The sequence below is a fragment of the Clostridium simiarum genome (assembly GCF_018919175.1).
Classification (GTDB): Bacteria; Bacillota; Clostridia; order Clostridiales; family Clostridiaceae; genus Clostridium_L; species Clostridium_L simiarum.
The window spans coordinates 660,505-683,560 of sequence record NZ_JAHLQL010000001.1 but is presented as its reverse complement, the minus strand read 5'-3'; the positions used below and the strand labels follow the sequence as shown (position 1 = coordinate 683,560).

Genomic DNA, 23,056 nt, shown 5'->3' with positions numbered 1-23,056 from the left:
AGGAGAGGACATGCTAGATATCAGTTTACTATTTAAAATAGGAGGCGCTGGTATAGTATTGGTTATATTAGATAAAGTTCTTACCAGCAGTGGAAAAGATGACATTGCAGCTATTGCAAATATAGCTGGAGTTGTAGTGATACTGCTAATGGTGATAAATCTTATAAGTAAATTATTTGATTCTGTAAGAACTATGTTTCAATTTTAGGTGGTTTTATGGAGATAGTAAAAATAGCCTCTTTTGCTTTTATAGCATTATTTTTATTCATACTATTTAAAGACAAAAGAGAAGATATATCTATATTTATTACCTTAATCACCAGTATTATAATTATTTTCTTTCTGCTTAATAAAATTAATTTAATAATTCAATTTCTTCAATCAATAGCCTTGAAAGCAAACATAGATGCTGTTTATCTAAGTACAGTTATAAAAATATTAGGTATAGCATATGTAGCTTCTTTTTGTGCTGAAATATGTAAAGACGCTGGAGCTAATAGTATTGCTTCAAAGGTAGAACTTTCAGGAAAAATTCTTATTTTATTTTTAGCCATACCAATTCTGATGGCAGTTTTAGAAGCCATACTAAAGATTATGTAGGTGGTATATATGAAAAAGATAATAATGATGATTTTATTTATAATCATCACAAGTTTTACTACAGTCAAGGCAGAAAGTCAAATTGACAAAATAAATATTAATGAAAAAAATACTATTGAACATATAGAAAATAAGGATAGTAATATTGTAGACGAAGCAAAATTAGAAAATTTATATGATTATATGAGAAATATAAAACTAGATCATGAACTAGTTAATGACCTTGATATTAAAACTTATATATCTAATTATATTAAAAGTGGAAAGGGTAATCTTGATTTTAAGGGAATAGGTAAAGGTCTTATTAGCTACACATTAAAAGAGGTAGTTACCTCTTCAAAGTTTTTAGTAATGGTAATAGTTATTGCCCTAATAACGGCTCTATTAAAAAATATTCAAGATGCTTTTACCAATGATAACATCACGAACATAGCTTATTTTGCATGTTATTCCATTCTTATAATGATATTATCAAAAAGTTTTTTGATATCTATTAACCTAGCTAAAAATGCTATAAACGATATAACTAATTTTATGGCTGCTTTGATACCAGTATTAATGCTTTTACTAAGTAGTGTTGGTGGGATAGCTCAAGTAGCTACTCTAGATCCTATAACCTTAGCTGCAGTAAATATAGTACCAAGGTTTTATGTGGATTTTATAATTCCACTTATACTCATGGGGTTTGTACTACAATTTATAAATAATATATCAGAAGAGTATAAGATTTCTAAATTATCCAAGCTTGTAAATCAAATAGTACTATGGGCTCAAGGAATAATTATGACTATATTTATAGGAATAATAACCATAAGAGGAGTGGCTTCAAGTACTTTAGATGCAGTAACAGCAAAAACAGCTAAATTTGCAGTGGATAATTTTGTACCAATTGTAGGAAAAGCCTTATCTGATGCGGTATCTACTGTGGCAGGATACTCTTTGTTACTAAAGAATGCTATAAGTTCTTTGGGATTAATTATAATACTAATTATTATAATTACACCCATAATCAAATTATTTATAATGGCCATGCTTTATAAAATTACTGCAGCTTTTATAGAACCTATAAGTGATAAAAGAATAATTGATTGTGTAAGCTCCATAGGTGATTCTATAACCCTTATTATGTCCTGTGTTATTTGTGTTTCAGTAATGTTCTTTATAATGATAGCTATACTGGCTTCCAGTGGAAAAACTATTATTGGGGCTTAAGGAGGGGAGATATGGATATCCTAAAATCTTGGATTATAAACATTTGTAGTACGGTGTTATTTATTACAGCTATAGAATTAATACTACCTAATAATACAATGAAAAAATATGGGAAATTTGTTTTAGGGCTAATTTTAATGACGGTGGTAATAAATCCTATATTTAAAATAATGAATAAAGATAAAGAAAATTTAACTTGGAATATAGAGAAAAGCGAAAAACTTTTGTCTAGTTTCGAAGAAGATAAAGAATACTATAAGAAAAAAAACGTAGAGTCTACTATGGAAAATTTCAAGAAAAATTTACAGACGCAATTAAATGAGGTTTTATTAAAAAAGTATCCTAAAGATAAGTTTCAAATAGATGCATCTTTAGAATACGAGAATAATAACATTTCACTAAAGTCTGTGCAAGTTAAGGTTGAGGACAAAAGTGTAAGTAAAATTAAAAAGATAGAATTAAATGCTAATACTAAAGTAGATAGTGATACAGAAGAATTAGTTAGTGATAAACAGAAAGAAATAAGATCTTACTTAAGTTCTATTTTGGGATTAGATGAATCGAATATTAAAGTTATAAGATAAAGTAAAACTTATTTTAGATGTAGTTTTAACTACAATTGAACTTTAGCAGAAGGAATCTAGAAGCAGGTATTTATAAAAGAGAACATTATATATTATGCTTCAGATAAATTCGATATATGGAGGGATAAAAGTGAATCTAAAAAAAATAGTAGATGAACTGAGCAAAAAAGGAACTAAAGGCACCTTATTTAATATTTTAATAATATTTCTTATTGGGCTTTTTATAGTAATAATTTCCGATGTGTTTAAAAATACTTCAACTAAAAAAACTGTGACAAATGAACAAGAGAATAAAGAGATAGCCATAAAGGATAGCATACTATCTTATGAGCAAGAGCAAAAAAGTCAACTTAAATATATATTAACTAAAATAGAGGGGGTGGGAAGTGTAGAGGTAATGATGTATTTTGAAAGTGGAGAGGAACATGTACCAGCATTAGATATGAATAATTCTACTAGTACAACCCAAGAAAAAGATACAGTAGGAGGAAGTAGAGAGATAATTCAAAAGAATGATGGTACTAAGGTAGTTATGAGTAATAAAGGCAACGAAAATGAACCTCTTATACTTAAGACTTATAAACCTAAGGTAACAGGCATAATAATAGTGGCAGAAGGGGCCGAAGATAAAAAAGTACAATACAACATAACCAAAGCTGTATCTAGTTTCTATAACATTCCTGACAATAAAGTAAATGTATATTCAATGAAAAAATAGCATATAATTCAATAGAAAAAGGATAGGGGGAATATAAATGAATAAAAAGCAAGCAGGTATAATATTAGCATTATTAGCATTAATAGTTTGTGCTGGAGTATTAGCTGCAAAGGTAAACGGCAATGTAGAGGAATTGGCTATGGGAAATGTTGATTCAGGAAAAAATACATTGAGTTTAAGTAAAGACAAGAAACCAAAAGAGGTTTCTGAGTCAGATTTCTTCTATGAATCAAGAACTACAAGGGATCAAAGAACTTCAGAAACCATACAAACTCTAAAAACTTTAATGTCTAATAGTAATGTATCTAAAGAAGAAGTTGATAACTTAACTAAGAAACATGCAGATTTAGCATTGAGTCAAGATAATGAAAATAGAATAGAAATTGCATTAAAAGCTAAAGGATTTGAGGATGTTTTGTGTTTAATAGAAAGTGACAAGGCAAGAATAATAGTTAAGACAAAGGAAGAGTTAACAGATAAACAAAGAAAACAAATACAAGAAGTAGTTATGAGTGTTGCTAAAATAAAAAATGTGGAGATAGAGGCTAAACAATAATAATTGTAAAAGATATTATTATTTGATATAATGTACCTAAGATTAGTAGATTGCTATGCAAAAGTAGGAGGTTAATTTATATGGATGATATAAAGAAAGAAGATATGAACCTAGGTATAGTAAAAATATCAGATGAAGTAGTTAGTGTGATAGCAGGAATTGCAGCAGCAGAGATCAAAGGTACTGCAGATATGAGCCATGGAGCAACAGCAGGCATAACTCAACTTTTTACAGGTAAAAAGAATAATTCTAAAGGTGTAAAAGTTAATGTTGAAGAAGAGAGTGCTTCAATAGATGTAATTTTAAATGTAGATTATGGTGTAAAGATACCAGAAGTAGCTGCAAAAGTTCAAGAAAATGTAAGAAAAGCTGTTGAAACTATGACGGGATTAATTGTATCATCGGTTAATATATATGTTCAAAACATAATACTACCAAAGGAAAATTCTTCAGTAGAAACAAAAGAACAATAATAAAACACCCTCTTTCTAAAGAGGGTGTTTTTAATTAGTTTTGAATATTTTTCTATATAAGGTATAATTTATATAGAATTGTGTTGATACTAATTATGATATATAATATTTAATGGTTGAGGATAAATTATCCTTAAAATTGTCTAGATTTTATGATTAAACATTAGGAGGATGCAATGAACAGAACTAAATCAAGAGAAGTAGCATTAGAACTTGTTTTTCAAATGATGCTTAATAAAGAAAATTCAGAAGAGACCTTTGAAAGTTTTATGGAGAATACTGATTACGATATAAGTGAACTAGATATTAATTATATAAAGTCAATTATGGAAGGGATAGATTCTAAGAAAGAAGAATTAGATTTAGAGATCGAAAAGTACATGGTAAATTGGAAGCTTCCTAGAATTTCAAAAGTTAACCATTCAATTTTAAGAATAGGAGCTTATGAAATATTATACTTAAAAGACGTACCTTATAAAGTTGCTATAAACGAGGCTTTAGAACTTACTAGAAAATATTCTGAGGATAAATCAGTATCCTTTATAAATGGGGTGCTTGATAAAATTAGTAAAAATAAGTAAGTAAAGAAAAGGGGAGAGAATTATGGGAGAAATCATCAATGGAAAAGAATTTGCTAAGTCTTTAAAAAGTGACATAAGGAAATTCGTAGAAGATAAAAAAGGTGAAGGCATTAGAGTGCCTTGTCTTGCTACAATCACCATAGGAGAAGATGGTGGCTCTATGTATTATGTAAATAATCAGATTAAATTATGTAAGGATTTGGGACTTGAACCAAAACATTTTTCATTAGATGAAAGCATCAAGGAAGAGGAACTAATAGGTCTTATAGAAAATCTTAATGAAGACAGGGAAATAGATGGAATCATGCTTCAGTTACCTTTACCTAAGCATATAGATGAAAAGTTAGTATCATCTAAGATTAGTTATAAGAAAGATATAGATGGTTTAACAGATATTAATTTAGGTAAGTTTTATAAAGGGGAAAAAGCATTTGTACCTTGTACTGCTAGAAGTGCAATAGAGTTAATAAAAAGTACTGGAGTTAAAATAGAAGGAAAAAGGGCAGTGGTGTTAGGAAGAAGCAATATAGTGGGTAAACCAGTAGCCCAATTATTAATGAATGAAAATGCAACAGTCACTATTTGTCATTCAAGAACAAATGACTTAAAAGAAATTTGCAAAGAAGCTGATATACTAGTAGTTGCTATGGGGAAACCTCAATCTATAGGAAGAGATTATATAAAAGAAAAAGCTATAGTAATAGATGTAGGAACTTCTTCTGTAAATGGGAAAATCACTGGAGATGTTATATTTGATGAGGCTATAGAGGTTGCTTCCTTTGTTACTCCTGTACCTGGAGGAGTAGGTGCTGTAACTACTACACTATTAATGAAAAATTTGTGTGAGGCTTTTGAAGAAAATGTATATTAAAACATTAACAGTGACTGCAGTAAATAGCTATGTAAAAAAGATAATAGATAATGATTTAATATTAAATAACTTAAAGATAAAAGGTGAAGTATCCAACTTTAAGAGGCACTCTAGTGGGCATTTATACTTTACTTTAAAGGATGAATCTTCAAAAATTAGTTGTGTTATGTTTAGAGATTATGCAAAGTTTCTAGATGTTGAGATGGTAGATGGATTAAGGGTTGAAATAAAGGGCAAGATAAAAGTTTATCAAAAGGATGGAAGTTATCAACTATATTGTGAAGAAGTGAAAAAACAAGGACTAGGAGATTTATATGCTGCTTTTTTAGAACTTAAAGAAAATTTAGAGAAAGAAGGGCTTTTTAAATTAGAACATAAAAAGCCCCTTCCTATTTATCCAAAAAAAGTTGGAATTATAACTTCATCTACAGGGGCTGCTATTAGAGATATAATAAACGTAGCAAAGAGAAGAAATGCTTATATTGATATGATAATTTATCCCTCTTTAGTACAAGGGGATGAAGCTAGTAAAGATGTTATAAAAGGTATAAAGTATTTTGAAAAAAACAATGATGTTGAAGTTGTAATAATAGCCAGAGGAGGTGGATCTATAGAGGAGTTATGGGCTTTCAATGATGAAGAATTAGCAAGAGAAATATATAATGCTAAGATTCCTATAATTACTGGCGTAGGTCATGAAGTTGATTATACCATAGCAGACTTTGTAAGTGATCTAAGAGCACCCACACCATCAGCGGCGGCAGAAATTGTTTTTCCAAATTATTATGAAATAGAAAAGAATATTCATATTAATTATATTAAACTTAAACAAAGTATAGATAGTACTTTATCAGAAAAGAAAAATCAGATAAACCTATTAAAAAAGATTATTGAGTTAAATAGTCCTATGAATTATATAGTCAATGAATATAAGAATATTAGTGATCTTAATGATAGACTTAATAGCGGAATTAAGAGAAAAGTTTTAGATGAAAAAAATAGATTAGGTTATATGATTGATTTATTAAATGCTCATAACCCATTAAAAGTTTTAAATAAGGGGTATACTTTAATTAAAGATGAAAATGGTAATCTAATTAAAAACAGTAAAGATTTAAAAGATGAAGATTTAGTAGAAATTTTATTTAGAGATGGTAAAATAAATGCTAAGATTTATAATGATTAATCTATGGGCTATAATTAATAATTATTAAAGGATGATTTAATAATTATTATAGTCTAATAACTTTAAATAGGAGTGTGTTTATGCCTAAAAAAAGCGAAAGCTATGAAAATTTATTAAATAAATTAGAGATTATAGTAGAAGAGATGGAAGGAGAAGAGTTAACCTTAGAAAAATCCATGAAAAATTACGAAGAGGGTATAAAGCTTTGCAATAAATTATATGCTTTGATCAATGAAATGGAAGGAAAAATAAGCATATTAAAAAATGACAAATTAGAGGAGTTTGAACAATAAATATGATAAATTATGATTATATTAAAAGTGATATAGAATCATGGTTAGAATTATATTTTAAAGATAAGAGAGAATATAATTATAAAATATATGAGGCCATGTACTACAGTGTCAATAATGGTGGTAAAAGGATAAGACCTATTCTTAATATACTTATATATAAGTTATATAACAATGATTATAAAGAAATATTACCTTTAGCATCAGCTATAGAAATGATACATACCTATTCTTTGATACATGATGATCTTCCCTGTATGGATGATGATGATATAAGAAGAGGAAAGCCAACTAATCATAAAGTATTTGGAGAGGCTATAGCTATATTGGCAGGAGATGCCTTATTAAATGAAGCTATGAATATATTATTTTCTTTATGTTTAACTAAAGATAAAAGCTTTTTAGAAGCAAGTTATTTTGTTGCACAAAGCTCTGGTGCAGAAGGAATGATCGGAGGTCAAGTTGTAGATATATTAGGAGAAGGTAAAAGTATATCTAAGGAAGAATTAAATTACATGCATGACAAGAAAACAGGGGCTTTAATTAGAGCATCTATATTATCTGCAGCTATAGCAGCTAATGCTCCAAAAGAGCAAATACATATATTAGAGGAATATGCCCGTGGTTTAGGATTAGCTTTTCAAATAAAAGATGATATTTTAGATGTTGTTGGAGATGAAAATCTTTTAGGTAAATCAATAAATAAGGACATGAAGAGTGAAAAGTCTACTTTTGTAACTACATACGGACTTGAAAAATGCAAAAAAATGTGCAATGATATAACCCATAAATGTATTGAAAACTTAAAAAGTTTAAATTTAGATACAAAAGACCTTGAAAAACTTACTATAGATCTTTTAAATAGGGAGTTCTAGTAAGATTTTATGTCTGATTAGTTATTGAAATATATAAATTGAAAATTTAATAAAAATCTAAAAACACTTTCAGACATATATAAAATGAAAAAGGATATGATAAAATATGTTTAATATGCTAGATAGATATAATAATCATAGAGATATAAAGAAAATGACTCTAGAGGAACTAGATTGTTTAGCAACAGATATTAGAAACTTTTTAATTGAAAAGGTTTCTAAAACAGGAGGTCACCTAGCTTCAAACTTAGGTGTGGTTGAGCTTACATTAAGCTTATTTAATGTGTTTGATATGGATAGAGATAAGGTAATATGGGATGTTGGACATCAATCTTATGTATATAAAGTATTAACAGGAAGAAAAGAACAGTTTGATACTTTAAGACAAACTTGCGGCATAAGTGGATTCCCTAAAAGAAATGAAAGTATATATGATTTTTTTGAGACAGGACATAGTAGTACTTCTATATCGGCTGCTTTAGGTATGGCCCGAGCAAGAGATCTAAAAAGGAAAAAACATAATGTAATAGCAGTAATAGGTGATGGGGCTTTGACTGGGGGAATGGCTCTAGAAGCACTAAATGACGTAGGGTACAGAAAAACTAACCTAATAATTGTATTAAATGACAATCAGATGTCTATAGACAAAAATGTGGGAGGATTATCTACATATTTAAGTAAATTAAGGGTAGATCCAAGTTATAACAAATTAAAACAGGAATTTAATTCCACTATGGAAAGAACCTCTGTAGGAAAAGGCATAGTTTATTCTATTAACAAGATAAAAGACAGTATAAAACAAATTGTTGTTCCTGAAATGTTTTTTGAAGATATAGGAATAAAATATTTAGGACCAATAGATGGGCATAATATAAGGGAAATGAGTAAAGTTATGGACCTTGCAAAAGAAATACAAGGGCCAGTTTTGATTCATGCTATTACGCAAAAAGGAAAGGGATATGATTTTGCTGAAAAGAATCCCAATAAGTTTCATGGCATAGGTCCATTTAATTGTAATAGCGGTGAACTTTCTTTTATTAGTGGAGATAGTTATTCTAAAAATTTTGGAGAAGAACTAGTAGACATAGCAAAAGAAGATGAGAATGTTGTAGCTATAACAGCAGCTATGCCTGATGGAACAGGACTTAAAAAGTTTGCAGAGTTATATCCAGAAAGATTTTTCGATGTAGGAATAGCAGAACAGCATGCTGTAACTCTTGCAGCTGGAATGGCTGCTGCTGGATTAAAACCTGTGTTTGCAGTTTATTCTACATTTTTACAGAGAGCTTTTGATCAAGTATTGCATGATGTGTGTATTCAAAAACTTCCGGTTATTTTTGCTATTGATAGAGCTGGAATAGTTGGGGAAGATGGCGAAACCCATCAAGGGGTTTTTGATATATCCTATCTTTCTTGTATACCTAATATAACTATATTAGCACCTAAATGTATGGGAGAATTAAAAAGTATGCTTAGGTGGTCAACCAATCAAGATTTTCCTATTGCTATAAGATATCCAAGAGGTGGAGATTTAAAAGATATAGTATTTTCTCCACTAACATTAGAGAAAATACAAAAAGGAAAATGGGAGATATTAAGAAAAGGTAAGGATGTGGCTATTATCGCCACAGGAAAAATGGTTCAAATAGCAGAAAAGGCAGCATTAATACTAGAAGATAAGGGTGTAAAAGTCTCCCTAATAAATGCTTGCTTTATTAAGCCTATAGATAAAAAAATGATAAAAGACTTAGTAGAAGAAAATAAATTAATCCTTACATTAGAAGATAATGTAACTACTGGAGGTTTGGGAACTCAAATATTGAGTTATATAAATACACTAAATAGTAATATAAAATTTAATAATTTAGGGTTTAAAGATGAATTTATAAACCAAGGAGATATGGTTTCTTTATATAAAAATTATAATTTACATCCAGAGGGTATAGTTAAATCTGTGTTAGAAATGCTATAATAATAAATAAAACTACTTAAAGGAGCAGTTATGTCGGTTGTAAAAGAGAGAATAGATATTTTATTAGTAGATAAAGGTATATTTACATCTAGAGAAAAAGCTAGAGCTAGTATTATGGCTGGAGAAATTTTTGTAGATGGAATGAGAGTAGATAAGTGTGGAGAAAAGATTAAGGTTGACTCTAACATAGAATTTAGAGGGGAAACTCTTCCTTATGTAAGTAGGGGCGGTTTAAAGCTTGAAAAAGCTATAGGTAATTTTGATCTTACACTTAGTAATAAGGTTTGTTTAGATATTGGAGCTTCAACAGGAGGATTTACAGATTGTATGCTTCAAAATGGTGCTTCAAAGGTATATGCCATAGATGTTGGATATGGACAGTTTGCATGGAAGCTTAGAGTGGATCCTAAGGTAGTGTGCATGGAAAGGACCAATGTAAGGTATGTAAAGCCTGATGACATAGGTGAAGCTTGCGATTTTGCAAGTATTGATGTTTCATTTATATCACTTAAAAAGGTTATACCTGCAGTAATAGAACTTCTGCAAGAGCGAGGCGAAGTTGTAGCTTTGATCAAACCACAATTTGAAGCGGGAAGAGAAAAAGTAGGAAAAAAAGGTGTAGTAAGAGAAGCCTCAACACACAAAGAAGTTATTACGAATATAATGAATTTTTTAATTGATAATAATTTAACTATAATAGATTTAGATTATTCTCCCATAAAAGGTCCTGAAGGAAATATAGAATATTTAATTTATTTTTGCAAAGATCAAAGAGAAACAGATTTTAGTAAAGATAAGGTGGATATAGTAGTTAATAAATCACATAACAGTCTATAACTTATCCCGTAGCCATAAGCCCTAAAGATATCATACACTGTATGAAGGTAATTTACACTAAAGTAGCATTCTATCCATAGAACTATAGCTAAATCTATGGTTTTGTATAGTTGCGTTACTTTAAGCAGGATATAAGGGCTGTAACGCCGGGGGATAAGTGTTTCTAAGGATTAGGTAGACAGCGACATTCATCATAAGAAAATTCCACCTGAGTCTAAGAATCACTTGATAAAGGAGCTGTAGATTTGAGCAAAATGAAGAGTATTGGTATAAATATAAATACTTCCAAAGATGAAAAGGGTAAAATACTTGAAAATATTATAGAGCTTATAAGAAAAAAATTAGGAAATATAGAAATAAAGATATATTATGATTGTAGAGGATTAAATGGTGATAAAAATCCAGGAATAGATATGCTTGTATCTTTAGGAGGAGATGGCACTATGTTAAATAGTGCCAGAGAGGTTTCGAAATTTAAAATTCCAATATTAGGGGTTAATATTGGAACTTTAGGTTTTTTAACTGCTGTAGAGATATTAGATTTTGAAATGGCTTTAGATGCTATTTCAAAAGATAACTACTCTGTAGAGGAAAGAATGATGCTAAATTGCGTTGTTAAGCAAAATAACAGGGAAGAATTAAGAGCGTTAAATGATATTGTAATATCTAAATCAACTCTTTCTAGAATAGTGAGATATGACATAGAAATAAATAATATATTCTATTCTTCTTTTAAAGGGGATGGAATTATAATTTCTACCCCAACGGGTTCCACTGCATATTCATTGTCGGCAGGAGGACCAATTATTTATCCCACATTAGATTTAATAAGTATAACTCCAATATGTCCTCATACTCAAGGGATGAGAACCATGATATTTAAAGCTTCAGATAAAATTAAAATTAATATCAAAATAGGAAATGAGAAGATATATATAACATCTGATGGTCAGCAATCTTTGCAACTTAAAGAGGGGGCAGAGATAAATATAACAGAAGATTGTTTTAAATGTTATATTATTAGATTAGATGGCTATGATTATTTTGATATACTTAGAAAAAAAATAATGTGGAGAACTCAAGAGGTTGTAGGTGATAGATAGTGAAATCTAAACGTCATGCAAAAATATTGGAAATAATTTCTTCCAAGGATATAGAGACACAGGAAGAGCTGGCAGAAGAACTTAAAAATAATGGATTTGATGTTACTCAAGCTACGGTATCAAGGGATATTAAAATGCTAAAGCTCATAAAAGTACTATCAGCTCAAGGTAAGTATAAATATGTTGTTATTGCTCCAGAACAAAATCAAATTGCAGATAAACTTGCAAGTGTATTAGCTAATGCTGTTTTATCAGTAGAGAGTATAGATAAAATGGTGGTAATAAAAACCCTTTCAGGATCAGCTTCAGCAGCAGCAGAAGCTATAGATAACCTACAACTTACAGAGATTGCAGGAACTATAGCTGGAGATAATACAATGTTTATTTTAGTAAGAACCTTAGATAAGGCGGAAGAACTTGTAAATAAGGTTAGAAAAATGATAACAAAATAAAAATAGATTTTGCAAGAGAATTAAGGTGGTAAGAAAATGCTTCTTCAATTAAATATATATAATTTTGCATTAATTGAAAAATTAAGTATATCCTTTAATGGTGGATTTAATGTGCTTTCAGGAGAAACAGGAGCGGGTAAATCCATAATAATTGATGCCATTAACTATGTATTAGGTAGTAAATTTAATAGAGATTTAATAAGAAACGGTGAAGAGAGAACATATGTAGAGGCAGTTTTTACATTAGAAAATCCTAAGACCATGATGTTATTAGATGAGTTAGAAATAGAATATGAGGATATACTAATTATAAGTAGAGAGAGTTTTCAAAATGGAAAAAGCATAGTAAAAGTAAATGGAAAGTCTGTAATCCTTTCCTCATTAAAGTATATATCCAATACTCTTATTGATATACATGGGCAGCATGAGAATCAAACCCTTTTAGATGGGAATAACCATATAATTTATTTAGATGATTTTGCAGATGAAAATTTTATATTAAAAAAAAGAGAATACGACGAAGTATACAAAGAATTAAGTGAAGTAATTAAAAAAATTGAAGATATAAAGGGTAATGAAGACAGAGATAAATTGATTGATTATCTAGAATACCAAATTAAAGATATAGACTCTGCTAATTTAGATGCAAAAGAGGAAAGAGAACTTGAAGAAAGATTTAATATATTATCAAATTCTGAAAAAATTAATAATAGCGTCAGTATTTCCTACGGCATATTAAATAATAGTGATGAGAATTTTACATCTGTTTTTGATTTAATAAATTCAGCTCTTAAAGAATTAAAAAGTGTGGAAAGACATTCAGATAAACTAAATATTTTAGCGGGACAACTTCAAAGTATTTATTTTTCTGTAGAAGATATTATATCAGAGCTAAGGCAAGTGAAGGAAGACATAATATATGATGATAGTGAATTAGAAAAAATAAATTCTAGATTATATAAAATAGCGGATTATAAAAAAAAATATGGAAAAACTATTGAAGAAATACTTCAATATAGAGATCGAATTAAAAATCAATATGATGAAATAATAAATAGTGAAGAAATATTGAAAGAGCTAGATTTAAAAAAGCAACAATTAATTGATATATTAGAAAAAAAGGCATCAAAGCTTCATAAGTTAAGAAAAGAAGCAGCTGGGAAGTTAAAGAATAAAATAAAGATAGAATTAAGTTATATAGGTTTAGAAAAAAGTGTTTTTGATATTCAAATAGAATACCTTTCAACTTTTAATAGTTTTGGAAAGGACAAGGTTCAATTTTTGATTTCTACTAATCCAGGAGAACCATTAAAGCCTTTAGAAAAAGTGGTTTCAGGAGGAGAACTTTCAAGAATTATGTTGGCATTAAAGACAGTGTTTGTAGATAATGATAAAATTCCTACAGTTATATTTGATGAAATAGATACTGGTATAAGCGGAAGGATAGCCCAAAGAGTAGCTGAAAAAATGTATCTAATCTCAAAAGCTCATCAGGTATTTTGTGTAACACATCTTCCACAAATTGCAAGTATGTCAGATAATCATTTTTTAGTATATAAAACAGTAGATAATAATAAAACTTATACAAAGGTTAATAATTTAAAATTTGAAGAAAAAGAAATAGAAATTGCTAAAATGATAGGTGGATTAGAAGTAACAGAAGTAACGGTAGAAAATGCCAGAGAAATTATTAAATTAGCAGAAAAATTAAAAGACACTTTATCATAAAATTTAATACATACTTAATTCATATATTCACAAAATAAAGCCATAAGGTTAAAACTTATGGCTTTATTTTTTTATATAAAAGTATCAATAAATAGAATTTTATAATGAGCATTTACTATTATAACATTATTATTACAGCATATTAGCATATTAAAAAGGGAAATTTAAAGATAACAAAATAAAAAGGAGGAAAAGGCATGAAGAAAAAAGTATTATACAAGTTGTGCTTTATTTTGACTCCTATATTTATTCTTTTTTCAATTATATGTTTTGATATAAATAGAATACCAAGTACGATATTTGTAAAGGAAAATGAAAGAATAAGTATAAACCATGTATTAAAAAACAACCTTATAAATAATAAGTTCTTACAATCCTCGCAGGCCTCTTCTAAAGAGAAAATAGACATAAAAATACTGGGGATATTACCAGTAAAATCAGCTATGGTTAAATCTGTGCCTGATGTGGAGTTATGTCCAGGTGGTGACAGTATAGGTATAAAATTAAGTACACAAGGAGTATTGGTAGTTGCTTATTCTGATATTGAAAAGGATAAAGAAAAATCTTCTAGCATTGCCGCAGAAGCGGGTATTGAAGTTGGAGATAGTATAATAAAAGTAGACGGAGTGGAAATCAATAGTGCAGAAGAAATGGCGAAACTAATAAATAAATCTGAAGGAAAAAATATTTCATTAACCATAAAAAGAAAAGAGGAGATTTTTGAAAAAAATATTTTGCCAATAAAAAATAAAGAGGGTAAATATAAGATTGGATTATGGGTAAGAGATTCAACTTCAGGAGTTGGAACACTAACTTTTTATCATAGCAAATCAAAAAAATTCGGTGCCTTAGGACACCCTATAACAGATGTAGATACGGGAAAAGTAATGTCTATAAAAAAAGGTGAGGTAACTAAAGCTTCTGTTATAAATATAAAGAAAGGCGTAAAAGGTAATCCAGGAGAATTAAAAGGAATATTTACAGAGGAAGATGCTCCATTAGGCATGATAAATAATAATACGGAATGCGGTATTTTTGGTGATGCTTCACAAAATATAAATAATTTAAAGCTTAATCAACCTTTAAAAATAGCTCTAAGAAATGAGATAAAAGAAGGTCCTGCTGAAATAATAACAACACTTGATGACCATGGACCTAAGAGATATGCCATTGAAATAGAAAAATTGTTGCCACAAGATGTTCCGGGACCTAAAAGTATGGTTATAAAAGTTACAGATAAAGAACTTTTAGAAAAAACTGGCGGCATAGTTCAAGGAATGAGCGGAAGTCCTATAATTCAAAATAATAAAATAATAGGAGCTGTAACTCATGTTTTAATAAATAAACCAGATACTGGATACGGTATATATATAGAATGGATGATAAAGGATTCTGGTATAATTGATTAAGATAACAGACTTTATTTTATAAACTATCTGAAATCAACAGCATTCTAAGGTATAACCAAATAAATTGGATAAATTGGAAAATAGTAAAAAGTTTTATAGCTTTTTACTATTTTATATTTAAATAATATGAATTTATCCTTTTTTAGAAGGAAAAAAAATAGTTTTGTCGAATTAATTAATTGTTAAGATTTGGAATAAAATATTTAAAGGGGAGAAATGAGATGGATCAATCAAAAATTTCAGTTTTAATTGCAGATGATAATAAGGAATTTTGCAATATTTTAAATGATTATTTACTCAATCAAAGAGATATTATTGTAACAGGCATTGCTAAGGATGGATTGGAAGCATTAAAACTCATTGAAGAAAAAAAGCCAGATTTAGTAGTTTTAGATATTATAATGCCACAGTTAGATGGGTTAGGAGTATTAGAAAGACTAAATACCATGGATTTAGAGCCAATGCCAAGAGTTATAGTTTTATCAGCAGTAGGTCAAGACAAAATAACACAAAGAGCAATAACCTTAGGGGCGGATTATTATGTAGTAAAACCTTTTGATATGGATGTTTTTACAAAGAGGATAAGACAGATGTTTAATAATACATTAGCTACAGATACTAAAAAAACTGTTGTTACCATGTCCGAAACTGTAGAGCTCAAACCTGTAAAAAAGGAACCTGTGGATTTAGAAACTGAAATAACTAATATAATTCATGAAATAGGTGTGCCGGCTCACATAAAGGGATATATGTATCTTAGGGAAGCAATAAGCATGGTAGTAAACGACATGGAGCTATTATCAGCAGTAACTAAAGAGCTATACCCTTCTATTGCAAAAAAATATAATACTACTGCAAGTAGAGTAGAAAGAGCAATAAGACATGCTATTGAAGTAGCTTGGGGAAGAGGGCAAATAGATGCCATAAATAAGCTATTTGGATATACAGTACACAATGAAAAGGGGAAACCTACCAATTCGGAATTCATTGCTATGGTTGCTGATAAGTTAAGACTTAAAAATAAAGTTGGTTAACATAGTAATATTAAGGATTTAAGGATTAAAAAACAATAAACAGCATAAAAAACAACTGGGTTTTACTAGAATGTATAAAAATTATGTATTAATTTATAAAAATAATTTTCAAACAAATGATTAAATTTCATCTAAAATTCAATGCAGGTGTGTTTATGTATGGCGATAAAATAAGGTGGATTAATATAAACAAAAAATTTATAAAATAAAACCTTCGTTGTTCATACAATGTAGGTTTTTATTTTATTTATTTATTGAAAGGAATGGTAAATGTGAAGTTATTTGAAGAAACATTAAATGAAGAAAAAATATACCAAGGTAAATTTATTAATTTAGTTAAACAAAAGGTTAAGTTGCCTGATGGAAAGGAATCTACTAGAGAGATTGTAAGGCATCCAGGAGCTGTAGCTATATTAGCTTTTATTGATGAGGATACCATAATTATGGTGGAACAATTTAGAAAACCTCTTGATAGAATATTACTTGAAATACCAGCAGGTAAACTTGAAAAAGGTGAAGACATAGAAAAATGTGGGAGAAGGGAACTAGAAGAAGAAACAGGATATATAGCAAAGGATTTTACATACCTAGGAAAAATAGCTACTACACCAGGCTTTACTGATGAATATATTTATTTTTATAAAGCAGAAGATTTACATAAAGGAAAAATAGGTGGCGATGAAGATGAATTTATAAATGTAAAAAAAATATCTTTAAATAAGGTAAAAGAGATGATAAAGTCTGGCGAAATAATTGATGGGAAAACTTTAGCAGTATTTATGTTAATGTAAATTTATAGAATATACCTTCCTCTTTAGACATAAATATAAGTAAACAATTAGATAATAAAATGAGTCTGGGAGGAAGAAAAAATGATAAGGGATAACAAATATATAAACAATATAACTATGCATATTCAAGAGAACTTTTGGCTTTATATAATAAGTTTATTGTTTTTGTGTACAGGAGTGGTTCTAGGAGTTTATGCTGTAAAGTACATGTCTGAAGTAGATAAATTAGATCTTGCAAATTATTTTAATTCCTTTACTAATATATTAGCCTCAGAAGAATTAAACAATAAAGTTATATTTTTTGAAGCAATAAAAACAAACATTCCAATAATTTTAGTACTATTTATTTTAGGATTAACTTTGGTTGGTATGCCTATAATACTTTTAATTAATTTGATTAAAGGTTTTTCTATTGGATTTACTTTTTCATTTATAATAAGTACCTTAGGAAAAAAGGGAGTAGCCATAACTCTAGTTGGAATGCTACCTCAAAATATAATATATATACCTTGTATAGTTATAGCTTCAGTAATATCTATGAGGATATCTCTAGATAAAATACGAAATAATGTTTTCAATCAGAAACCTCATGTAGCTAAGGAAAATAAGAATATTGTTATGGACTTAGTAGTTATAGCTATGTTTGTACTTTTAGGGACTTTGATTGAAAGTTATATTACTCCAGCCATACTTAAATATTTTCTTAGTTGAAATATATTATAAATACAAGATATATAACGGCTTTTTACTTTTACCTAACTATGATAAAATGTATATAATATATTAAAGTTTATAGGTGGTATTTATGGAGGAGTATATTGAAAAATATCTGCAGTTTGTAAAAGGAAAGCATTTAACTAAAAATACAATAGAGGCGTATGCTAGAGATTTAGAAAAATTCTCTAACTTTTTGCAAAATAGAGAAGAGGAATTTCAACAAGTGGATGAAATTACCATTATGTCTTATGTTCAAAATCTCATAAAAGGTAATATAGCTAATTCATCAATTAATAGAAACTTGGTTACTCTTAGGAATTTTTATAAATACTTAATGCAAAACCAGTTTGTTAAAGAGTCACCAATAATAAATTATGAATTACCTAAAATTAAGAGGAATCTTCCAGAGGTTCTTACTATAGAAGAGGTAGAAATTTTGCTGGATATGCCAGATACTGATACATATAAGGGTCTAAGGGATAGGGCTATGTTAGAGCTTATGTATGCCACAGGAATTAAGGTAACAGAATTGTTAAACTTAAGGATTTTTGATATTAACTTAGATATGGAATACATGATATGCAAGGGAACAAAGGAAAAAGAGAGAATAATACCACTAGGTAGCGTGGCTATAAAATACATTGAAGAATATTTAAGTTTAAGAAAAAGTATGAAGGATTCAGAGAGTTTACTATTATTTTTAAACTCAAGGGGAAAGAGAATGAGTCGTCAAGGTTTTTGGAAAATAGCTAAGGCCTATGCTAAAGATGCAGGAATAAATAAGGATATAAATCTATATACCTTTAGACATTCTTTTGCGGTACATCTTTTGCAAAATGGTGCAGATATAAAATCTGTGCAAGAGTTATTAGGTCATGTAGATATAGCAGCTACAGAAATATATTATTCTATAACAAAGAAAAATAAGCTAATTGAGGTGTATAAAAATTCACACCCTAGAGCTTAACAAAATTTAGAAAATAATAAATTAATATTTCCTGAAAACAACTCTTAACTTAGGAGTTGTTTTTTATTTTTATAAATACTTTAGTTTATTGTGATAATAATTAAATTTTAGGAAAAAATAAATTTAAAAGAAGGGAGGAAAAAATAATGATAAGAATAAAAAAATCTGGAGTTTTAATACTATTGGCTTTAATTTTTACCTTTAATTTATTTACAACAGTAGCTTACGCTGATGAAAAATCTTCAAAAGAAGAAACTAAGGTAGAAGGAATGGATGTTGAGGCTAAATCTGCTTTACTTATGGAAGTAAGCACAGGGAAGATTCTATATAATAAAAATTCAAATGAAAAGTTTGCTCCAGCTTCTGTTACTAAAATAATGACTATGTTAATAACCATGGAGGAAATTAGTAAAGGTAAGATTAAATTTGAAGATAAGGTTACAGTAAGTGAAACATCAAAAAAAATGGGTGGAAGTACCATGTTATTAGACACTGGAGAAGTGAGAACTGTAGAGGAATTAATTAAAGGTATAGCTATAGCCTCTGGTAACGATGCAGCAGTAGCCATGGCAGAATATATAGGAGGTACTGAAGAGGGCTTTGTAAATATTATGAATGAAAGATGTGCTGCTCTTGGTATGAAAGACACTACTTTTAAAAATTGTACTGGGCTGCCAGTTCAAGGACATTTAACTACTGCTTATGATATATCAATAATGTCTAGAGAACTATTAAAATATCCTGATATTCTAAAATATACAGGTACATATATGGAAACCATATCTGAAGGTAGAAAAACCCCAATAGGTCTTGTGAATCATAATAAACTAGTGAGGTTTTTTAATGGCTGTGATGGACTAAAAACAGGATACACAGAGGAGGCTCATTACTGTATATCGGCTACGGCAGTAAAGGATGGAGTTAGAGTTTTAGCTGTTATAATGGGTGCACCTACTTACAAGGTTAGAAATAAGGATGCTAGCATGCTTATGAATTATGGTTTTTCTAAATTCGAAAAGAAAGATATTGTACAAAAGGATGAAGACATAGATAAAGTAGTGCTTGATAAAAGTGGAGAAAAGTATTTTATAGCAAAGTCTAATGATGAATTAAGTATTGTAATAGAAAAAGGTAAAAATGTTGATATTAAAAAAGAGATAGTTATAGATAAGGATAGAAAAGAATATAATAAAGGAGATATTATAGGATATTGCCAATACTATGCAGGAGAAGAGGTTGTAGGTAAGGTTGATATATACAGCGATAGAGATTTAAAAAGAGCTAATTTTATAGATAATATGAAGTATAATTTAAAAAATCTATTTAAGGGTTCAATTTGATGCTGCACTATAATAGTTTAATAAGCTTATAAGAGTTAAGGCAAATCCTAAAATGATTATGCTTAATCTTTCACTACAATAGTTTAATCATTAGGTAAAATAGTATATTTTTATGATAATAAGGTTACCTCATTAAAATAAGGGTAGCCTTATTATTTACTACAATATTTAAACTAAACTAAAAACTCTAATTCTATAGCAAATATAAAGATGACAATACTTTGATGCTATAATATAATTAATGGGTATAATCAATGAAATAATTATAAAAAGGTGAAGCTATGAATGGTTTAAATATTAAAATATCTAACTTTGAAGGTCCTTTTGATTTATTATTACATCTTATTAAAAAGAATGAAATGGATATATACAATGTAAAGATACATCAGATTACTAATCAATATATTCAATACATAAAGGAAATGCAGGAATTGGATTTAGAAGTAACTTCAGAATTTATAGTAATGGCTGCTACTTTAATAGAAATAAAGTCAAGGATGTTATTGCCTAAAATGAAGAATTCAGAAGAAGAAGAAAATTATAAAGAAGATTTGGTTGAAAAGTTAATAGAATATAAAAAGTTTAAAAAAGCAGCAGAGTATTTTAGAAAACTAAAAGGAGAAACAGGAGAGGTATATTCTAAAAAACCAGAGATTATAGAAGAAAAGACTTTAAAAAATAATGAAGAGTTATTGAAGGATATTACAATGTTAGAACTATACAACCTGTATAGTGAATTGATACAAAACTATATAAATAAAAGAAATACAAATAATGTAATAGAAAAAGAAATACCTATAGATAGGTATAAAATCGAAGATAAAATGGAACATATCAAGATAATATTGACAGAAATTAATGGGACAACCTTTTCAGAAATTATGAATAGATGTGATTGTAAATTAGAAGTTGTAGTTACTTTTTTAGCGCTACTTGAACTGATAAAAGAAAAGTTTATAAAAGTTGTACAAGAAGATAATTTCTCTAGGATTTATATAGAAAGGATGGCTTTAAATGAAGGACATGGACTTTAATCAAGTAGAATTTGAAGAAACCTCTAAAAAAAATTTGTATACCTCTGTAATAGAATCACTTCTCTTTGTAAGTGGAGAACCAATGGAGTTAAAACATATTTCAAATATTATAGAATGTGATAATAAATACACAAAAGAAATATTAAAGGAAATGATAAAAGAATATGAAAAAGAAAGAAGAGGAATAAAGCTAATTCATACAGATGGAAAGTATCAGTTAGTTACAAAGCCTGAAAATAGTGATTATATACAAAAGATACTTAAAACTAATTCTAGACAGTCACTTTCACAGGCAGCTCTTGAAACTCTTGCAATAATTGCATATAAACAACCCATAACTAGGATTGATATAGATGAAATAAGGGGGGTTAAAAGCGATAGTGCAGTACAAAGATTACTAGAGAGGGAACTAATAAAAGAAAGTGGAAGGTTAGAGGTGGCAGGAAGACCTATTCTTTATTCTACTACTGAGGAATTTTTAAAGCAGTTTAATATGGAAACTTTAAAAGAATTACCATCCCTAGATTCATTTATACAAGAGGATATTGCTGGAGAAGTGGCTTTTACAAATGAGGAGACAAATTTATAAATAAGTAAAAGGGAATATGCAAGGATTATTCCTTGCATATACATTGACCAGAATTATCTTCAGGTTTGTTTTCCTTCTTATTCATTAAATCTTTCATCATATCTATTACCTGAGGTACAGTATCTACTATCTTGTCGTAGGTGTTATCTTGGTCTACAGATAATAGTCTTAGGTTGTTTTCTCTTAAAACTAAGAATGCCACAGGCTTAATGGATACCCCTGCACCAGAACCGCCACCGAAAGGAAACTTACTTGTTTTCTCTATGCTGTTACTACATTTAGGGGCAAATTCAGAGCCTCCGGAAGCAAATCCAAAGGATACCTTTGATATAGGTAGTATAAGGCTGCCATCTTTAGTCTCTACAGCATCTCCTATTATGGTATTAACGTCTACCATATCCCTGATACTCTCCATAGTGTTTTTCATTAAATTATCAATAGGATGATTTTCCATAATAATGCTAAAAGAGTTATAACTCTTTAGCTTTCACCTCCTTAAGTGATCTTTTATATATTAAAAGCACATTAATAATTTGTACTAAATTTGTGTAAATTATACAGCATATTTTTATATCTACACTATTTTTATTAAAATAAGGTTCTAAATCAATATTATAATCTTTAATATTAAATATATCTTGCAATAATACATATAAGGTATAAAAAAAAGAATTTAAAACTCCATATGCTACGGCAGTTACAGCAGCATCATCTAATCCATATCCCATGTTTACATCAATAGATATTTTATGTTTTAACTTTGAACATTTATATTTATTTAAAATAAGCATAAAAACTTTTTTATGTTTATTTTTTTTACTCTTAGTTTTTTTAATAAATGATTTTGCTTTACCTTTATTAAACTCTATATTTTTCTTGTATAAACTAAGGCTCAGTTTGTTTTCTTTGTATTTTAAATTGAGTTTTATAGGAAAAGGAAAAAATATTAATATAATAAATAAAAGCAATAATATTAATAAGAAGATATTTAACATGATTCTTCCTCCAAAATTTGATACATCTTTTATTATTGCCAACTAATTCATTTTTAATTAGCTATAGGAAAAAATATTTAGTATTAATGTTAGAATAAATGGGAAAAATAATTTAAAAGCTAATTATTGGAGGACTGTA

Annotated in this window: 27 protein-coding genes; 25 read left to right on the top strand and 2 right to left on the bottom strand. The window is 28.6% G+C overall.

Annotated elements, in window-relative coordinates; genetic code table 11:
* Positions 1-10: 10 nt before the first annotated feature.
* From spoIIIAC to scpB, 25 genes are all read left to right on the top strand, one after another.
* The gene (gene spoIIIAC / locus KQI89_RS03185; RefSeq protein WP_032121681.1) at positions 11-208 is read left to right on the top strand and encodes a stage III sporulation protein AC; all 198 of its coding nucleotides are present in this window, start codon (positions 11-13) and stop codon (positions 206-208) included.
* Between the two features lie 8 nt (positions 209-216).
* On the top strand, positions 217-600 hold the full coding sequence (spoIIIAD, locus tag KQI89_RS03180) for a stage III sporulation protein AD (protein WP_032121680.1): 384 nt from the start codon (positions 217-219) through the stop codon (positions 598-600).
* Positions 601-609: 9 nt separating this feature from the next.
* On the top strand, positions 610-1,812 hold the full coding sequence (spoIIIAE, locus tag KQI89_RS03175; RefSeq protein ID WP_216455858.1) for a stage III sporulation protein AE: 1,203 nt from the start codon (positions 610-612) through the stop codon (positions 1,810-1,812).
* Between the two features lie 11 nt (positions 1,813-1,823).
* On the top strand, positions 1,824-2,396 hold the full coding sequence (spoIIIAF, locus tag KQI89_RS03170; RefSeq protein WP_216455856.1) for a stage III sporulation protein AF: 573 nt from the start codon (positions 1,824-1,826) through the stop codon (positions 2,394-2,396).
* A gap of 130 nt (positions 2,397-2,526) precedes the next feature.
* The gene (gene spoIIIAG / locus KQI89_RS03165; protein WP_032121677.1) at positions 2,527-3,114 is read left to right on the top strand and encodes a stage III sporulation protein AG; all 588 of its coding nucleotides are present in this window, start codon (positions 2,527-2,529) and stop codon (positions 3,112-3,114) included.
* A 37-nt stretch (positions 3,115-3,151) separates the two neighbouring features.
* A complete protein-coding gene (locus KQI89_RS03160) occupies positions 3,152-3,670 on the top strand; it encodes a SpoIIIAH-like family protein (RefSeq protein ID WP_032121676.1) in 519 nt (172 codons plus the stop codon).
* A gap of 80 nt (positions 3,671-3,750) precedes the next feature.
* The gene (locus KQI89_RS03155; RefSeq protein ID WP_032121675.1) at positions 3,751-4,143 is read left to right on the top strand and encodes an Asp23/Gls24 family envelope stress response protein; all 393 of its coding nucleotides are present in this window, start codon (positions 3,751-3,753) and stop codon (positions 4,141-4,143) included.
* Between the two features lie 176 nt (positions 4,144-4,319).
* Positions 4,320-4,724 (top strand): transcription antitermination factor NusB, encoded by a 405-nt coding sequence (nusB, locus tag KQI89_RS03150; protein WP_032121674.1) that lies wholly within the window; start codon positions 4,320-4,322, stop codon positions 4,722-4,724.
* Positions 4,725-4,746: 22 nt separating this feature from the next.
* Entirely contained in the window at positions 4,747-5,595 is an 849-nt protein-coding gene (locus tag KQI89_RS03145; protein ID WP_216455855.1) for a bifunctional 5,10-methylenetetrahydrofolate dehydrogenase/5,10-methenyltetrahydrofolate cyclohydrolase, read from the top strand.
* Positions 5,585-6,781, top strand: a complete 1,197-nt coding sequence (xseA, locus tag KQI89_RS03140) for an exodeoxyribonuclease VII large subunit (protein WP_216456653.1) — start codon at positions 5,585-5,587, stop codon at positions 6,779-6,781. Before KQI89_RS03145 ends, xseA begins: the two co-directional genes overlap by 11 nt.
* A gap of 80 nt (positions 6,782-6,861) precedes the next feature.
* Entirely contained in the window at positions 6,862-7,074 is a 213-nt protein-coding gene (locus KQI89_RS03135) for an exodeoxyribonuclease VII small subunit (RefSeq protein ID WP_032121671.1), read from the top strand.
* Between the two features lie 2 nt (positions 7,075-7,076).
* Complete coding sequence (locus KQI89_RS03130; RefSeq protein ID WP_032121670.1) at positions 7,077-7,949, top strand: polyprenyl synthetase family protein; 873 nt, start codon at positions 7,077-7,079, stop codon at positions 7,947-7,949.
* A 106-nt stretch (positions 7,950-8,055) separates the two neighbouring features.
* On the top strand, positions 8,056-9,921 hold the full coding sequence (dxs, locus tag KQI89_RS03125; protein WP_032121669.1) for a 1-deoxy-D-xylulose-5-phosphate synthase: 1,866 nt from the start codon (positions 8,056-8,058) through the stop codon (positions 9,919-9,921).
* Between the two features lie 30 nt (positions 9,922-9,951).
* A complete protein-coding gene (locus tag KQI89_RS03120; protein WP_032121668.1) occupies positions 9,952-10,758 on the top strand; it encodes a TlyA family RNA methyltransferase in 807 nt (268 codons plus the stop codon).
* Positions 10,759-11,012: 254 nt separating this feature from the next.
* The gene (locus KQI89_RS03115; RefSeq protein WP_032122775.1) at positions 11,013-11,861 is read left to right on the top strand and encodes an NAD(+)/NADH kinase; all 849 of its coding nucleotides are present in this window, start codon (positions 11,013-11,015) and stop codon (positions 11,859-11,861) included.
* Positions 11,861-12,313, top strand: coding sequence for an arginine repressor (locus KQI89_RS03110; RefSeq protein ID WP_032121667.1), 453 nt, complete (start codon positions 11,861-11,863; stop codon positions 12,311-12,313). The genes KQI89_RS03115 and KQI89_RS03110 overlap by 1 nt, the downstream gene beginning before the upstream one ends.
* Before the next feature lie 36 nt (positions 12,314-12,349).
* Entirely contained in the window at positions 12,350-14,041 is a 1,692-nt protein-coding gene (gene recN / locus KQI89_RS03105) for a DNA repair protein RecN (RefSeq protein WP_216455854.1), read from the top strand.
* A gap of 197 nt (positions 14,042-14,238) precedes the next feature.
* Positions 14,239-15,450, top strand: a complete 1,212-nt coding sequence (spoIVB, locus tag KQI89_RS03100; RefSeq protein WP_032121665.1) for a SpoIVB peptidase — start codon at positions 14,239-14,241, stop codon at positions 15,448-15,450.
* Between the two features lie 221 nt (positions 15,451-15,671).
* Entirely contained in the window at positions 15,672-16,484 is an 813-nt protein-coding gene (gene spo0A, locus KQI89_RS03095) for a sporulation transcription factor Spo0A (RefSeq protein ID WP_032121664.1), read from the top strand.
* A 272-nt stretch (positions 16,485-16,756) separates the two neighbouring features.
* Complete coding sequence (locus tag KQI89_RS03090) at positions 16,757-17,275, top strand: NUDIX domain-containing protein (RefSeq protein WP_096877961.1); 519 nt, start codon at positions 16,757-16,759, stop codon at positions 17,273-17,275.
* Positions 17,276-17,356: 81 nt separating this feature from the next.
* A complete protein-coding gene (spoIIM, locus tag KQI89_RS03085) occupies positions 17,357-17,986 on the top strand; it encodes a stage II sporulation protein M (RefSeq protein ID WP_216455853.1) in 630 nt (209 codons plus the stop codon).
* A gap of 94 nt (positions 17,987-18,080) precedes the next feature.
* Positions 18,081-18,959, top strand: coding sequence for a site-specific tyrosine recombinase XerD (gene xerD, locus KQI89_RS03080; protein ID WP_216455852.1), 879 nt, complete (start codon positions 18,081-18,083; stop codon positions 18,957-18,959).
* A gap of 146 nt (positions 18,960-19,105) precedes the next feature.
* On the top strand, positions 19,106-20,299 hold the full coding sequence (locus tag KQI89_RS03075) for a D-alanyl-D-alanine carboxypeptidase family protein (protein ID WP_216455851.1): 1,194 nt from the start codon (positions 19,106-19,108) through the stop codon (positions 20,297-20,299).
* A 281-nt stretch (positions 20,300-20,580) separates the two neighbouring features.
* Positions 20,581-21,333: a segregation/condensation protein A gene (locus KQI89_RS03070; protein WP_032121661.1), complete on the top strand. Its 753-nt coding sequence runs from the start codon at positions 20,581-20,583 to the stop codon at positions 21,331-21,333.
* Positions 21,314-21,922, top strand: a complete 609-nt coding sequence (gene scpB / locus KQI89_RS03065) for an SMC-Scp complex subunit ScpB (RefSeq protein WP_032121660.1) — start codon at positions 21,314-21,316, stop codon at positions 21,920-21,922. The genes KQI89_RS03070 and scpB overlap by 20 nt, the downstream gene beginning before the upstream one ends.
* Before the next feature lie 25 nt (positions 21,923-21,947).
* Here the strand turns inward: scpB and ytfJ are convergent, their stop codons facing one another.
* Positions 21,948-22,376: a GerW family sporulation protein gene (gene ytfJ / locus KQI89_RS03060; protein ID WP_032121659.1), complete on the bottom strand. Its 429-nt coding sequence runs from the start codon at positions 22,374-22,376 to the stop codon at positions 21,948-21,950.
* Between the two features lie 16 nt (positions 22,377-22,392).
* Complete coding sequence (locus tag KQI89_RS03055) at positions 22,393-22,917, bottom strand: DUF2953 domain-containing protein (protein WP_216455849.1); 525 nt, start codon at positions 22,915-22,917, stop codon at positions 22,393-22,395.
* Positions 22,918-23,056 lie beyond the last annotated feature (139 nt).

What these genes read in the sequence shown, in the direction of transcription:
- spoIIIAC (WP_032121681.1), top strand. Translation starts at nt 11, where the DNA reads ATGCTAGATATCAGTTTACTATTTAAAATAGGAGGCGCTGGTATAGTA.
- spoIIIAD (WP_032121680.1), top strand. Translation starts at nt 217, where the DNA reads ATGGAGATAGTAAAAATAGCCTCTTTTGCTTTTATAGCATTATTTTTA.
- spoIIIAE (WP_216455858.1), top strand. Translation starts at nt 610, where the DNA reads ATGAAAAAGATAATAATGATGATTTTATTTATAATCATCACAAGTTTT.
- spoIIIAF (WP_216455856.1), top strand. Translation starts at nt 1,824, where the DNA reads ATGGATATCCTAAAATCTTGGATTATAAACATTTGTAGTACGGTGTTA.
- KQI89_RS03160 (WP_032121676.1), top strand. Translation starts at nt 3,152, where the DNA reads ATGAATAAAAAGCAAGCAGGTATAATATTAGCATTATTAGCATTAATA.
- KQI89_RS03155 (WP_032121675.1), top strand. Translation starts at nt 3,751, where the DNA reads ATGGATGATATAAAGAAAGAAGATATGAACCTAGGTATAGTAAAAATA.
- nusB (WP_032121674.1), top strand. Translation starts at nt 4,320, where the DNA reads ATGAACAGAACTAAATCAAGAGAAGTAGCATTAGAACTTGTTTTTCAA.
- KQI89_RS03145 (WP_216455855.1), top strand. Translation starts at nt 4,747, where the DNA reads ATGGGAGAAATCATCAATGGAAAAGAATTTGCTAAGTCTTTAAAAAGT.
- xseA (WP_216456653.1), top strand. Translation starts at nt 5,585, where the DNA reads ATGTATATTAAAACATTAACAGTGACTGCAGTAAATAGCTATGTAAAA.
- KQI89_RS03135 (WP_032121671.1), top strand. Translation starts at nt 6,862, where the DNA reads ATGCCTAAAAAAAGCGAAAGCTATGAAAATTTATTAAATAAATTAGAG.
- KQI89_RS03130 (WP_032121670.1), top strand. Translation starts at nt 7,077, where the DNA reads ATGATAAATTATGATTATATTAAAAGTGATATAGAATCATGGTTAGAA.
- dxs (WP_032121669.1), top strand. Translation starts at nt 8,056, where the DNA reads ATGTTTAATATGCTAGATAGATATAATAATCATAGAGATATAAAGAAA.
- KQI89_RS03120 (WP_032121668.1), top strand. Translation starts at nt 9,952, where the DNA reads ATGTCGGTTGTAAAAGAGAGAATAGATATTTTATTAGTAGATAAAGGT.
- KQI89_RS03115 (WP_032122775.1), top strand. Translation starts at nt 11,013, where the DNA reads ATGAAGAGTATTGGTATAAATATAAATACTTCCAAAGATGAAAAGGGT.
- recN (WP_216455854.1), top strand. Translation starts at nt 12,350, where the DNA reads ATGCTTCTTCAATTAAATATATATAATTTTGCATTAATTGAAAAATTA.
- spoIVB (WP_032121665.1), top strand. Translation starts at nt 14,239, where the DNA reads ATGAAGAAAAAAGTATTATACAAGTTGTGCTTTATTTTGACTCCTATA.
- spo0A (WP_032121664.1), top strand. Translation starts at nt 15,672, where the DNA reads ATGGATCAATCAAAAATTTCAGTTTTAATTGCAGATGATAATAAGGAA.
- spoIIM (WP_216455853.1), top strand. Translation starts at nt 17,357, where the DNA reads ATGATAAGGGATAACAAATATATAAACAATATAACTATGCATATTCAA.
- xerD (WP_216455852.1), top strand. Translation starts at nt 18,081, where the DNA reads ATGGAGGAGTATATTGAAAAATATCTGCAGTTTGTAAAAGGAAAGCAT.
- KQI89_RS03075 (WP_216455851.1), top strand. Translation starts at nt 19,106, where the DNA reads ATGATAAGAATAAAAAAATCTGGAGTTTTAATACTATTGGCTTTAATT.
- KQI89_RS03070 (WP_032121661.1), top strand. Translation starts at nt 20,581, where the DNA reads ATGAATGGTTTAAATATTAAAATATCTAACTTTGAAGGTCCTTTTGAT.
- scpB (WP_032121660.1), top strand. Translation starts at nt 21,314, where the DNA reads ATGAAGGACATGGACTTTAATCAAGTAGAATTTGAAGAAACCTCTAAA.
- ytfJ (WP_032121659.1), bottom strand. Translation starts at nt 22,376, where the DNA reads ATGGAAAATCATCCTATTGATAATTTAATGAAAAACACTATGGAGAGT.
- KQI89_RS03055 (WP_216455849.1), bottom strand. Translation starts at nt 22,917, where the DNA reads ATGTTAAATATCTTCTTATTAATATTATTGCTTTTATTTATTATATTA.